The sequence below is a fragment of the Altererythrobacter litoralis genome (genome assembly GCF_036324225.1).
Taxonomy (GTDB): Bacteria; Pseudomonadota; Alphaproteobacteria; order Sphingomonadales; family Sphingomonadaceae; genus Erythrobacter; species Erythrobacter litoralis_A.
Map to the genome: position 1 here is coordinate 69,071 of NZ_JAZDQV010000001.1, position 12,687 is coordinate 81,757.

Consider the following 12,687-nt stretch of genomic DNA (forward strand, 5'->3'; position numbering starts at 1 on the left):
TGAACAACCAATTGAGTGGCTTGACGCCAGAAGGCGGTAATTCGCGGTTGGAAGCTGTCGAGCTGCGCAAGCGCTTCGGTGCACGTCCGGTGCTCGACGGCGTGTCGCTGAGCATCGATCAGGGTGAGGTTGTTGGCCTGTTTGGTCCGGACGGCGCGGGCAAAACAACCACCTTCTATTGCCTGCTGGGTCTGGTGAGGCCCGATATGGGGCGCGTGGTCCTCGATGGCGAGGATGTGACGCGGCTGCCGTTTTATCGCCGCGCAGTTCTGGGACTCGCCTATCTGCCAGAGCAGCCTTCGATCTTTCGCGGGCTGACGGTGGAGCAGAACATCTCCGCCATGCTCGAAGTGGTGGAGCCTTCGCCGGAACTGCGCGACGAGCGATTGGAGGAACTGCTCGAAGCGCTCGACCTTGTCCGCTTGCGAGACTCACCTGCAAATTCGCTGTCGGGTGGTGAGCGTCGTCGTTGCGAAGTTGCCCGCGCACTGGCGCTCGATCCGCGCATCGTATTGCTGGACGAACCCTTCGCCGGGATCGACCCGCTCACTATTGCCAGCATCAAGCAGATGATTGCCGACATGCGGGGCAGGAACATCGGTATCCTGCTGACCGACCAGAACGTGCCCGAAATGCTCGATGTGATCGATCGCGCCTATGTGATGGCCGAGGGCAGAGTGATCTTCTCAGGCGATTCGCAGGAAATGCTGCACAACCCCGATGTTATTTCACGCTATCTCGGCCACAAGCACTGAGCCTGGCCCTGCTGGCAATCCGGGTCACATTCCGGCGTACCATTGGTAGCCATACTGGTCCTCCCAGAAGCCGCCTTTGCCACCCTCGATCCCGTCGAGGGTCGCGACCGCTTCGATCGCCGTGAGGTACTTCGGGTGCTTGTAACCGAGCTGGCGCTCGACCCGCATGCGCAGCGGCGCGCCGTTCTTCTCAGGCAAAGGTTCGCCATTGAGCATGTGCGCCACAATGGTCTGCGGGTGATAGGCATCGACCATGTCGATGCTTTCGTAATAGCGGTGGCCGTGGAGCGTGTCGGCGCAGCGGAACAGGATGAAATTCGCTTCCGGAAGCACTCCTGCCGCATCGAGCAACAGCGATAGCTGCGGGCCCGTCCATTCGCCGATGGCGCTCCATCCCTCGACGCAGTCATGCCTTGTGATCTGCGTGCGCTGAGGCAAGCGGCGGATATTCTCGAGGCTGAACGTAAGCGGCGTCGCCACCAAACCCGTCACTTCCAGCCGCCAGTCAGGGAAGCCGCTGGCCAGCTGCTCGCGGTAAAACGGCGTGTCGACCGTCAGCGAGCCATTGCCACGAAAGGTCGGCGAAAGGTCCGCGCGGGTGAATTCCGGCGCCAGCGCCTGCCGGTTGGCGAGCGCGCGATGCGCCTTGCGGTGCCAGTCCTCGGCGGCGGAAAGCAGCGCGCTGCCCGCTTTGCTGTCGGCTACTTTCGAACAGCCCGCGGCAAACAGCCCCGCCATGCCGGCGATGAGGTTCCTACGCTTCACGGCGCCCTCCCGTGATCATGTCTCGCAACTGTCCGACCGGCCCCGACAGCAGCACCAGCGCGATATGGACGAGGAAGAAGGCGCAAGTTCCCCAGGCGACAATGAAATGGATCGAGCGCGCGCTTTGCCGCCCGCCGAAGATTTCGACCAGCCAGGGCGCAGCCGGCTCGAGTCCCGGGCTGATCGCCATGCCGGTGAAGATCATCAGCGGCAGGAACACGCCCAGCACGAGGCCATAGGCCAGCTTCTGCAGGAAATTGTATTTCGCGCCCGGATGCGAAAAATCGAGCTTCATGTGCTGCACGATGTCGCGCCAGATCGCCGCGGGCTTCCATTCCGCGCACGTGGTGCGCAGGTCGCGCCAGAAGTGGCGGCTCAGCAGCATGGCGATCCACATTGCCAGAAGGCCCAGCGCAAAGGGCCAGGCTATCAGCATGTGCCACCCGCGTGCGCCCGCAAGATCGTAATAACCGGGGATGGTCATCCAGCCCGGGAAGCGCGGCACCACCAGCCACGCATCGGCAGGATCGAAACCGTAATTGCCCCAATAGAGATAGCGGTGCGCGTTAGAGATGTTCAGCCCGCTCATGAAAAGCACGATCACGCACAGCGCATTGAGCCAGTGCCACAGGCGGGTTAGGAGCGAGTGGCGCTTCATTTCGCGGCTGCCATCGCCCGCGCCAGCCAGATCACATCGCGCTTCTGGTCGAGCAGGTGCTGCCCGCTGTCGACGAAGATCGTCTCACCGCTTCGCAAAAGCCCCTTGGCAAGCATCAATGCAGCCGCAGCAACCTCGTCAGGCCCGGTCTTGCGCTTGAGCGGATTGAGCCGGTGCGAGATTTCTATCTCTTCCTCGCTCTGGTCATGGCTGGCGAGGATTGCGCCCGGCGCGAGGCCATAGACGTGATCTTCCGGCCCGGCCGCTCCGCCTTCTTCGCGCAATTCAGCCAGCATGGGAATGGTCGCGGCCAGCGCATGCTTGCTCATTGTGTAGCTGAAGAAGTCCGGATTGGGGTTTTCCAGCTTCTGGTCGGTGATGTGGATCACGCGCTTGCCGGCCTTTGCGCGGGCATGGGCAAGAAAGACCTGCGACATGCGGGCAGGGGTTTCGGCATTAATCTGCATCGCCAGCTTGTTGATTTCCGAATCCAGATCGGTCGCCGAATCATAGGGAAAGATCGAGGCATTGTTCACCAGCACGCGCCAATCCTGCAGGCGATCCGCCAGCTGCCGCACCATCGCCACTGCCGCATCGCCATCGGCGAGGTCGCAATGGACGATCTCCGCCGAGGGCAGGCGATCGGCAAGCGCCCCCGCTTCGTCGTCCGACCCGCGATAGTGGATCACCACATGCCAGCCGTCTGCCGCGAAGGCCTCGGCGATCTTCGCGCCGATCCGCGCCGCACCTCCCGTTACCAATGCTGTTGGTAGGACCATATTTTCTATTCAGCAGATTCGCGCTGGCTTGGCTAGATTGGGCTGATAGCGGCCCACCGGCGAGGGGATGGAGAATTGCAATGAAACTCGAACTTGTCGACGTATTCGGTTCAGGCCCCTTGAGCGGCAACCCGCTGGCGGTGGTGCATGGCGCCGACGGCCTCGACGCATCCCAGATGCTGGCGCTGACGCGCTGGCTGGGCTTTTCGGAAACGACCTTCCTGCTGCCCCCGACCGATCCGGCTGCAGACTATCGTGTCCGCATCTTCTATCCGGCCGGCGAACTGCCCTTCGCCGGGCATCCCACGCTCGGCACGTGCCACGCATGGCTGGCCGCTGGCGGCACTCCCAAGATCGCCGGAAAGGTGGTGCAGGAATGTGGCGTGGGGCTGGTCGAGGTGCGGCAGAAAGCCGATCGGCTGGCTTTTTGCGCTCCGCCGTTCACGCGCAACGAACCGTTGAACGACGCAGAGCGGGCCGAGGCGATTGCCCTGGCGGGCGTCGACCCGGCGGCGGTGGTCGAGGCCGTGCACGTCGCCAATGGGCCCAAGTGGCAGCTCCTTCGCCTGCGTTCGGCTGACGATGTCCTTGCCGCAGAGCCCGCGGCCAAGGCAGCGCCCGGCACCGATATCGGGCTGGCCGGGCCCTGTCCCGCCGGAGGAGATATCGATTGGGAGATCCGAGCGTTCTTCGCGAATGCGATCGGGCGCTTCGTCGAAGATCCCGTAACCGGCAGTTTCAACGCCGGGGTTGCGATGCATCTCTTCCAAACGGGGTTGGCCAGCGGCAGCTATCGCGCCGCGCAGGGGCGCAAGACCGGCGCCGACGGACTGGTTTACTGCCAGCAGGATGCAGCGGGCGATGTCTGGATTGGCGGGCGCTGTGCCACGGTGTCGCAAGCAGGCGATCTCACCGCTTTTGCCTGAACCATGAGAAAGGGCGCGCCCGTGCAATGCGGACGCGCCCTGGACTTGCCTCTTGGGCCTCAGGTCAGCGGCACTGCAAATCGCCGCGGTCGATCGCGCGGCCCAGAACGCCACCGACTGCTGCGCCGAGCAGCGCGCCCAGCGTCTTGTCGCCGCGCCCGGCGAGTTCATGGCCCGCTAGTGCACCCACGCCTGCTCCGATGATCAGGCCGGTCGTGCCATTGTCGCGCTTGCAGTAATAACGTCCGTCCTTGCCGCGCCAGATATAGCTGTTGCGCGTGATGCGACGCGGCTCGATGTAATAACCCCGTGAATCATAGATTGCCGCGCGATCCTTGGCGCGCTTGCCGTGTGCGGGGGCCCATGGCGGCGGGTCAGCCGCAGCCGGAGCAGCTGTCCCAAGACCGGTAACCGCCACGGTTGCAGCGGCAAATGCGAGTGCGATTTTCCTCATTATCCGAACCTTTCCGTTGTTCTTACGGACACCGACATCGATTTCGTTCATTGGACCACAACGCCACCTGAACGGGCAAGGTAAACGGAAATTATGCGGTGAATCGAGGCAGAAAGCGGGACGAATCGCCGGAATTCATCTGAGGTTGCTTAAGGCTCTCTCGGCGGCGCCACGCCATGACGGAGAAAGCAGTTCGCAGAGAGCCATTTCCGAAAGGCGCTCGCGGGTCGAAGGCGCGGCGGGGTTGGCGATTTCGGAGAAGATTTCGGAAATCGTCCACGGCGTGCGACCCGTCTCGATGCGCTCCAACGCGTCGCCGGCCTGCGCCGTTCCTTCCTCGATAACGCGGAAATACCAGCCGCTGCGCCCAGTTCGCAGGATCGTCTTGACCATTCCCGGAACGCCGAAGCGATGTTCAATCTTCCAGCACGGCATGCGCGGCTGGCTGATCTCGATCAGTGCGCGGCCCAGCCGGAAGCGATCGCCGAGCCAGACCGATCCTTCGTCGATATCGCGGGCGGAAACATTGCTGCCGAATGCCCCGTGAAGGTCGAGCAGTTCATGTCCGCTCAATGCCTCGTGCCAGAAGGCGTGGTGATCGAGCGGATAGAGGTGCAGCGCCATGTGCTCGCCGCCATGATGCTTGCGATCGGCCTGTGCGTCTCCGCTGAGGCCTTCGCGCGTAATCCGGACCGGCCCATCGACCGGATCCTTGGCAAAGGCGCTCAATTCACCGTCGCGGAACGGCTTTGGCTGGCCCACGCAAAGCGCTTCTACCGTGGTTTTCATGCGAAACCTTTCCGTGCGGTCAGCGCCAGCCAGTCGCGTTGTGTGCCATCCGCCGCCATGCCGGGATATTCCTCGGTCTCCACGATGGCAAATCCTGCATCGCGATAGCGGTCGAGCAGCCAGTCAGAAGGCGCGAAATTGTGCAACCGGCCCAGCAGGTCGCGCCCTTCGCCAGCACCCAGTTTGTAATTGGCGAAGTGCCAGCCGCCGGGGCGCAGAGCGCGGTGGATTCTGCGAAGCACTTCGGGCAAGTCCGCGCGCGCTACGTGGAGCAGGCATGCATGTGCCCACACGGCATCGCAGCTATTCTCGGCATCGAGTTCGTCGAAGCGCATCTGGCGTGCGCCGACATCGAAGCGCTCATTGGCCTTGCGGACCATAGCCGCCACGCCATCGGTCGCGTCGAGCGCAAACCCGCGCTCGATGATGCGCGCGCTGTCACGCCCGCCGCCGCAGCCGAGTTCGAGGATGGTTGCTCCTGCGGGCAGGCGGTCGAGAAAACCGTCGAGATGGCGGCTGGGCGCCTGCCCAAAGCTCAAGGTGTAGTGCGGCGCGCGTTTCTCGTAGAAGGCGAGGGTCGCCGGATCGCTCATTCGGCGACAGTAGCGGCCGCTTCGCGATCCCGCTCGGCGCGGCTCTTCTTCTCGGCTGCCGTTTTGAGCTGGCCGCAGGCCGCATCGATGTCGCGGCCGCGCGGCGTGCGCACCGGTGCGCTGATCCCCGCTTCGAACACGATGTCTGAGAAGCGCCTGATCCGTTCGGGCGTTGAGCATTCGTAGACCGCGCCGGGCCAGGGGTTGAACGGGATCAGGTTCACCTTGGCGGGCAGCTTGTACTCGCGGATCAGCCGGACCAGCTCGCGCGCGTGCTCGTCAGTGTCGTTCTTGTCCTTGAGCATCACATATTCGAATGTGATCCGCCGAGCATTCGACGCGCCGGGGTAGGCGGCGCATGCCGAGAGCAGTTCCTCAATGCCGTATTTCTTGTTGATCGGCACGATCTCGTCGCGGATTTCCTTGGTCACCGCGTGGAGCGACACCGCCAGGTTCACGCCGATTTCCTCACCGCACTTTTCCATCATCGGCACGACGCCGCTGGTCGAAAGCGTGATGCGGCGCTTCGACAGCGCCAGACCGTCGCCATCCATCACCAGCCGCAACGCATCGCGGACATTGTCGAAATTGTAGAGCGGTTCGCCCATGCCCATCATCACGATATTGGTCAGCAGACGCCCGTCGGCGGTGTAATGCGCGCTGTCCTCGTCATCTTCGAGGCCAGCCATGCTTCCCTTGGGCCATTCGCCCAGCGCGTCGCGCGCCAGCATGACCTGGCCCACGATCTCGCCCGGCGTGAGGTTGCGCACCAGCTTCATCGTGCCGGTGTGGCAGAAGCGGCAATTGAGCGTGCACCCGACCTGCGAGGAAACGCACAACGTGCCGCGATCCGCATCGGGGATGAAGACCATCTCGAAATCGTGCCCGTCGGCGGTGCGCAGTAGCCATTTGCGGGTGCCGTCGACCGAATGCTGCGCTTCGACCACTTCCGGTCGGCCGATGACGAAGCGTTCCTCCAGCCAGGGGCGCATGGTCTTGGCGATGTCGGTCATCGCGTCGAAGGCGGTGACGCCGCGATGGTATAGCCAGTGGAACACCTGCTTGGCGCGCAGCTTGGCCTGCTTCGGCTCGAGCCCGGCTTCCTCGAACAACGTGCGAATACGTTCCTTGGGCAGGCCGATCAGGTCAATACGGCCATCGGCGCGCGGCGTGATGTCACGCGCGACGGGAACGGGATCCACCTGTCCGGGGATCGGCATGAGAGCGGTATCGGCCATGGAGCGCGCGCATATAGTGCGCAGGCGAGGGTTTGGCTAGCGCTTGCCGCGCAGCGCCGCCGGGGCGCATCCAACGGTGGAGGCGTCCATTGCAGTAGCCGCTCCCGCCAGCAGGTAGCGATCGGAGAAACGGCGGCCCGTCTTCGCGAGCGAACTGACGGTCATGCTGTCGGCAGAGCGCATCGCGGCGATGATCGCGGCATCCATCGCCGGATCGACTGCCCAAGCATCGCCGCCGCCGCCGGTGAGGGCGAAGCTGAGCCCGCCGAGGCGCAGCGAGATCCGTGCGCCCTGCACCAATTCGCGCGAGAGGCGGAAGTGGAGCTGGCCCCTGATCTGCCGCGTGGGCCAGGTCGCGACGCTGGCATAGGGTTCGTAGTCGCGGGCGCGCATGGCCTGGGGGCCGGTCGGCTCTGGCTTGGCGATCGCATAGCAGCGCGGCACTTGCGCATCGCGGAAGGCGGCCCAGCCGGAAAACACGCCGAGGCTGTCCTTGGCGGCGAGCGGCGCAGCCAGCACCATGGCGCAAGCGAGGATCAGCAGGGAAGGGCGGGAGCGGCTAGTCATAGCTTATCGCTATAACTTCCCATTCCTTGCTGCCAGAGGGAAGCCTGACGGTGCGCAAATCCCCCAATGATGCGCCACGCAGCGCGCGAGCCATCGGCGAGTTCCAACCGATCCGACCGGCGCCGGCATCCTGCTCGTCATCGCCGACAATGGTCACGCGCCGCTCGTCATCGTCATCATCGGCGAGCGTAACGGTCGCACCGAAGAAGACCCGCGCCTTGTCCGGCTGTTCGCGCGGATCGACAACGCGCAGCGCCTTCATCCGCCGCGCGAGATGCGCCAGTTCGCGGTCGATCTCACGCATGCGCTTGCGACCGTAGAGGTAGTCGCCGTTCTCGCTGCGGTCGCCATTACCCGCCGCCCAGCTGACGATCTCGACGATTTCTGGCCGTTCGGTGCCAAGCAGATGGTCGTAACGCGCCTTGAGCGCGGCCATCCCTGCCGGGGAGATCGGATCGCCAGTCTGCGCCATGAATGCGGCCTAGCGGCGGAGGAAATCTGAAATGGTACGCGGCTTGCCGCCCGGCGCGCGTTCCGGATGCATATTGTCATAGGCGACCGCATTGCCCAGCACGCGCATGATGTAATAGCGGGTCTCGAAATTGGCCGGGACCTTCTCGATCCAGGTGACATAGTCGATCTCCCCGGTGCGCGGATCGCCATTGGCGCGGAGCCACTGGTTCACGCGGCCCGGCCCGGCATTATAGGCGCCGATGGCAAGCGGGTAGGCACCGCCATAATAGTCGAGCAGGCGGCGGAAATAGGCATCGCCCAGGCTGATATTGTACTGCGTGTCGGCGGTGAGGTCGGCCGACAGATAGTTCATGCCCATCTTGCCCGCCTGTTCCTGCGCCGTACCGGGCATCAGCTGCATCATCCCGCGCGCGCCAGCATGGCTGACGCGGTGCTGGTCGAACTCGCTTTCCTGCCGCATGATCGCATGCGACATGGTCCAGTCCGCAGTGAGGGGCACCTGCACAGTCGGGTGTCCGAGCCGCTCGAAACCGGAAAGCCCGTGCTCGGGCGCGGTTGCACCGGCGACGACGGCGAATTCCTCGAGCCGCAATTCGGATGCAAGCCCGGATAGGAGCGTGAGTTCCTCTGGCGTATCGGCGCGCTGCGCGATTGCTTCGAAGAAGGCGCGCTCGGTGCGCCAGTCGCGCCGTGCAGACGCGATCGCGCGGAGCGCCTTGATCAGCGGCTGTTCGTTAAAGGCTGCGCGCTGCTCGGCGCTCGGTTCGGCAGTGGGCAGCGCGGCGAAGGACGGCATCGGGCGACCCAAAGCTCCCAACGCCAATTGGCCGTAATACTGGTCGGCATATTGCGCCGCCATGTCGAAATAACGGTTGGCGTCGTTCGTATTGCCGACCTGCCGCGCGGCGCGGCCTGCCCAATAGAAACCCTTGGCGCGCGTCAGCGGGGTCTTGGCCGCTGCGCCATAACGATAGAATAGCGGAGCGGCCGCTGCACCGTCGCCCAGCTTCCACAGCGCTTCCGTGCCGCCGAGCCACATCAGATCGGTATATTTGTCGCGCAGAGCGAAGGAGCCGTCGCTGACGTCCTCGTCGGGCGCGAACAGATCGTCGACCGAAGCGGCGATCGTCACGGCATTGCGAGCGCTCGTGCCCTTCGCCGCGATCAGCATTTCATTGACCAAATCGGCCGGGTCATGCGGCAGGGATGTGAATTTCGGGCGGCTGGTGAGGATCGAAATCGCCTGCGGCAATTGCTGTTTCTTGCGGTAATAGCGCACGAGATTGTAGACCACGCCGGGCTGGTCGAGCGCGGCGCGCGGGATGGCAATCCCTTCGTCCTCGGGCAGATGGTCGCGCAGCAACGCCAGTCGCTTGGTGAACAGGTCACGCTTGCCGAGCGAAGTCATCAGCATGTGCCGCTCGGCCGCGTCGGCTGCGCCTTCCCACAGCAGCGATTCCATCCTTGCGTCGTTGTCTTCCTGCGTGAAGATACCGGCATAGCGGCCCAGCAGATAGGCTTCGGAGGTTTCGCTCATCGGGCCTGAGCGCCACGCGGCGCGAGCGACTTCGCCCGCTTCGGGCCGCTGCAAGGCCGCAAGCGCCAGCGCATACCGGGCGCGGCCCGTATTGGTGAGCGGCGGGTGCTGGTCGAAGAAGGCGACCAGCGCATCGGACGAGGGTGCTTCGCGATCGAGCGAGTTTTCCGCCAGCGTCCGCAGGCGCCCGTCGCGCGGGAAATCGGGATAGGCCAGCAGGAAGCCCGAATAGTCTGCGAAACCGAGCCGGTCGTTACGGGTAAGTTCTTCCCAGCGGCTGATCGCAAGCGAGATGTTGGTCGGTTGCTGCGCCACCATTTGCACCCGCGCCATGTCCCACGCTGCGGCATCGCGCGTGGCCGCGGGCGCGCCCAGCGCGAGGCCCGCTGTGGCGAGAAAAAGGCCGCCAAAGACATATTTGTTGCCGGGGAAATTATGCATGCTGGACATATTGCCTGCCCGCTCCTTATCAGGCCGTGAACAGCGCATGAAGCCCACGACGTATCGGTTTTCCCCTCGCGTGATAGAATGCCATCGAGAAAGGTATGAAATCAATGTTTAGTGGCTCCATTCCGGCCCTGGTGACTCCTTTTCGCGACGGAGTGTTCGACGAGGCAGCGTTTCGCAAGCTGGTGGACTGGCAAATCGAACAAGGCAGCGCTGCAGTGGTTCCATGCGGCACGACCGGCGAGGCTTCGACGCTCTCGAATGCCGAACACCATCGCGTGATCGAAGTGTGCATCGAACAGGCAGCCGGAAGGGTGCCGGTGATTGCCGGTTGCGGCTCGAACGACACGCGCAACGCGCTGCTGCATATGAATTTCTCCCGCAAGGCAGGGGCCGCGGCGGGGCTTTGCGTTGCCCCCTATTACAATCGCCCGAGCCAGGCGGGCCTGATCGCGCATTTCAGTTTTCTTGCCGAAAACAGCGATTTGCCGATCGTTCTTTATAACGTTCCGGGGCGGACCGTGACCGATATCCTGCCCGAAACGGTGATCGATCTGGTCAATCGCTATCCTGACCGCTTCGTGGCGATCAAGGACGCCAGCGGGGATCTGTCGCGGGTGACCGACCACCGCAAGGGAATCGGCAAGCAGTTCGTCCAGCTGTGCGGAGACGACGAGTTGTGGCTGCCGCACAATACCGCGGGCGGCAGGGGCTGCATCTCGGTCACGGCAAACGTTGCTCCGGCGCTGTGCGCCGAGTTCCAGGCGGCCTGTGCCGCCAACGACCTGGTCGAAGCGCGCCGCCTCAACGACCTGCTTTACCCACTGCATTATGCCATGTTCAGCGACGCCAGCCCGGCGCCGGTCAAATATGCGCTATCGCGCGTGCATGAGTGGATCGAACCGGGCGTGCGCCTGCCGCTGGTCGAGTGCAGCGATGCATCGAAGAAGGCTGTCGACGAAGCGCTGGTACTGGCGGGTTTGGTCTAGCTGCCTGAAGGGACGGGCGATTGTCGGCGCAACGGATTGAAATCTTCCTTTCCGAAAGCGAGATCGCCCGGCTTGAACAGGTGGTGGCGCGGCATTGCCGGCGTTTCTGGCGCGAAAGCGTCCCCGGCGAGATCGAGAAGCTGACCTGCCTTGTCCAGCGCCGCTACACCGAGCGGCTGATCGAAGACGTCGAAAAGACCTTCATTGGCAATCCGTCATTGATGGTGATTGTGTCCGACATTGCGGCCTCGATCCCTGCCGTGGCCGAAGATGCCGCATCAGCGCTGCCGGTCGAAGACGCACCGCCGCCGAATGCGCTGGAACGCTGGTTCAGCCGTGACCGGCTTAGCACGGACGAACTCTATGAGGACCTCGATGACAGCCTTCGGGTCCAGCCGAACTACCTTCTGACAGTCGTCCTCTCCGCCTTGATCGCGGCGCTGGGAATGAACAGTGGCCAGACCGCAGTGGTGATTGGGGCGATGGTCATTGCACCGCTGCTCGGGCCTACAATGGCGCTCGCGCTGGCGGCGACGCTCGGTGACGGGCGGCTTGGGGCAAGGGCTGCGGGAACGCTGGGAATCGGTGCCTTGCTGGCGATTGGCGCGGGCGCATTGGTGGGAAGTCTCGCCACGATTCATCCGGAGATCGCGGAGCTCTCCAATCGCACCGTGGTGAACGCCGCAGACGTCGTGCTGGCGCTGGCATGCGGCATGGCCGGCGTGCTGGCATTCAGCCGGGGCGGATCGCTCTCGCTGGTGGGGGTGATGATCGCAGTGGCGCTGGTTCCGCCGCTGGCCGCCTGCGGGGTTTTCCTTGCCCTGGCGGATTTCGGCCGCGCGGCTGGCGCGATACACCTATTTGCGATCAACCTTGTGAGTGTGAACGTGGTCGGGATCGGAACATTCCTGATGCAAGGGCTCCCGCCCAAGAGTTGGCGCATGACGGCCGGGATATTGCTGATCTGGCTGGCCTTGCTGCTGGCATTGGCTTCGCTGCTCCTCGGCCCGTTCGCTTTCGACGTGCTGGGCTGGGCACGCTGATCGCATAGTCGCCCGACGGAGCTTCCCAAACCGGCTGCATCCCCCTACATGGCGCGCCACTATGGCCCGTCCCAAGCCCGAAACCTTCGACAAGCTGAAAGTTGTCGCCGAGAACCGGCGCGCGCGCTTCGACTATTCGATCGAGGACAAGTTCGAGGCCGGGCTGGCGCTGCAGGGCACTGAAGTGAAGGCGCTGCGCGCGGGTGAGGCCTCGATCGCGGAAAGCTATGCCGAAGTGCGCGATGGCCAGGTTTGGCTGATCAACGCCAATATTCCCGAGTACAGCCACGGCAACCGGCTCAACCATGAGCCGCGGCGTCCGCGCAAGCTGCTGCTGCATGAACGTGAGATCGAAAAGCTGTTCGGCGCGGTCGAGCGCAAGGGGATGACGCTGGTTCCGCTGTCGATCTATTTCAACCGCACGGGGCGCGCGAAGGTGGAACTGGCGCTGGCCAAGGGTAAGCAGGCGCATGACAAGCGCCAGTCGATCAAGGATCGCGACTGGAAGCGCGACAAGGCGCGGCTGATGCGCGATCGCGGCTGATCGGACGTTTTTAGGCCTGCGATTCACCATATTGTCAGGGAAATCCTGATACCCATATCGACCGGAACAACCGCTTCGCCGAAATAGCCCTTAGTCCCCCTTGCGGATCGACGGGTTGAGGAGCAAGGC

15 protein-coding genes are annotated in these 12,687 nt (G+C 63.8%); 5 read left to right on the forward strand and 10 right to left on the reverse strand.

The window, feature by feature from the left end; genetic code table 11:
- The first annotated feature begins 47 nt into the window (after positions 1-47).
- The gene (gene lptB / locus VRS74_RS00360) at positions 48-755 is read left to right on the forward strand and encodes an LPS export ABC transporter ATP-binding protein (protein WP_354143249.1); all 708 of its coding nucleotides are present in this window, start codon (positions 48-50) and stop codon (positions 753-755) included.
- A gap of 24 nt (positions 756-779) precedes the next feature.
- Here lptB and VRS74_RS00365 read toward each other — a convergent pair whose 3' ends face one another.
- The 3 genes from VRS74_RS00365 to VRS74_RS00375 are packed head-to-tail and all read right to left on the reverse strand — an operon-like array spanning position 780 to position 2,957.
- Positions 780-1,493 carry a molybdopterin-dependent oxidoreductase gene (locus tag VRS74_RS00365; protein ID WP_354143547.1) on the reverse strand — a complete coding sequence of 238 codons (714 nt, stop codon included), beginning with the start codon at positions 1,491-1,493 and terminating at the stop codon, positions 780-782.
- A gap of 16 nt (positions 1,494-1,509) precedes the next feature.
- Positions 1,510-2,178, reverse strand: a complete 669-nt coding sequence (locus VRS74_RS00370) for a cytochrome b/b6 domain-containing protein (protein ID WP_354143250.1) — start codon at positions 2,176-2,178, stop codon at positions 1,510-1,512.
- The gene (locus tag VRS74_RS00375) at positions 2,175-2,957 is read right to left on the reverse strand and encodes an SDR family oxidoreductase (RefSeq protein WP_354143251.1); all 783 of its coding nucleotides are present in this window, start codon (positions 2,955-2,957) and stop codon (positions 2,175-2,177) included. Before VRS74_RS00375 ends, VRS74_RS00370 begins: the two co-directional genes overlap by 4 nt.
- Positions 2,958-3,037: 80 nt before the next feature.
- On the opposite strand from VRS74_RS00375, the gene VRS74_RS00380 reads away from it, so the two are divergent.
- Positions 3,038-3,883, forward strand: a complete 846-nt coding sequence (locus VRS74_RS00380) for a PhzF family phenazine biosynthesis protein (RefSeq protein WP_354143252.1) — start codon at positions 3,038-3,040, stop codon at positions 3,881-3,883.
- 64 nt (positions 3,884-3,947) lie between these two features.
- On the opposite strand, the gene VRS74_RS00385 is transcribed toward VRS74_RS00380, so the two are convergent.
- The 7 genes from VRS74_RS00385 to VRS74_RS00415 form a co-directional block, all read right to left on the reverse strand.
- The gene (locus VRS74_RS00385; protein ID WP_354143253.1) at positions 3,948-4,337 is read right to left on the reverse strand and encodes a glycine zipper 2TM domain-containing protein; all 390 of its coding nucleotides are present in this window, start codon (positions 4,335-4,337) and stop codon (positions 3,948-3,950) included.
- 135 nt (positions 4,338-4,472) lie between these two features.
- Positions 4,473-5,126: an MOSC domain-containing protein gene (locus VRS74_RS00390; RefSeq protein WP_354143254.1), complete on the reverse strand. Its 654-nt coding sequence runs from the start codon at positions 5,124-5,126 to the stop codon at positions 4,473-4,475.
- A complete protein-coding gene (locus VRS74_RS00395; RefSeq protein ID WP_354143255.1) occupies positions 5,123-5,719 on the reverse strand; it encodes a class I SAM-dependent methyltransferase in 597 nt (198 codons plus the stop codon). The genes VRS74_RS00390 and VRS74_RS00395 overlap by 4 nt, the downstream gene beginning before the upstream one ends.
- Positions 5,716-6,957, reverse strand: coding sequence for a dual-specificity RNA methyltransferase RlmN (gene rlmN / locus VRS74_RS00400; protein ID WP_354143256.1), 1,242 nt, complete (start codon positions 6,955-6,957; stop codon positions 5,716-5,718). Before rlmN ends, VRS74_RS00395 begins: the two co-directional genes overlap by 4 nt.
- 36 nt (positions 6,958-6,993) lie before the next feature.
- Positions 6,994-7,524, reverse strand: a complete 531-nt coding sequence (locus VRS74_RS00405; protein WP_354143257.1) for a hypothetical protein — start codon at positions 7,522-7,524, stop codon at positions 6,994-6,996.
- The gene (gene greB, locus VRS74_RS00410; protein WP_354143258.1) at positions 7,517-7,996 is read right to left on the reverse strand and encodes a transcription elongation factor GreB; all 480 of its coding nucleotides are present in this window, start codon (positions 7,994-7,996) and stop codon (positions 7,517-7,519) included. The genes VRS74_RS00405 and greB overlap by 8 nt, the downstream gene beginning before the upstream one ends.
- Before the next feature lie 9 nt (positions 7,997-8,005).
- On the reverse strand, positions 8,006-9,985 hold the full coding sequence (locus VRS74_RS00415; protein ID WP_354143259.1) for a lytic transglycosylase domain-containing protein: 1,980 nt from the start codon (positions 9,983-9,985) through the stop codon (positions 8,006-8,008).
- 104 nt (positions 9,986-10,089) lie between these two features.
- Here VRS74_RS00415 and dapA point away from each other — a divergent pair, with 104 nt between their 5' ends.
- From dapA to smpB, 3 genes are all read left to right on the forward strand, one after another.
- Complete coding sequence (dapA, locus tag VRS74_RS00420; protein ID WP_354143548.1) at positions 10,090-10,971, forward strand: 4-hydroxy-tetrahydrodipicolinate synthase; 882 nt, start codon at positions 10,090-10,092, stop codon at positions 10,969-10,971.
- 20 nt (positions 10,972-10,991) lie between these two features.
- Complete coding sequence (locus VRS74_RS00425) at positions 10,992-12,014, forward strand: TIGR00341 family protein (RefSeq protein ID WP_354143260.1); 1,023 nt, start codon at positions 10,992-10,994, stop codon at positions 12,012-12,014.
- Between the two features lie 61 nt (positions 12,015-12,075).
- On the forward strand, positions 12,076-12,558 hold the full coding sequence (gene smpB, locus VRS74_RS00430; protein WP_354143261.1) for an SsrA-binding protein SmpB: 483 nt from the start codon (positions 12,076-12,078) through the stop codon (positions 12,556-12,558).
- Positions 12,559-12,687 lie beyond the last annotated feature (129 nt).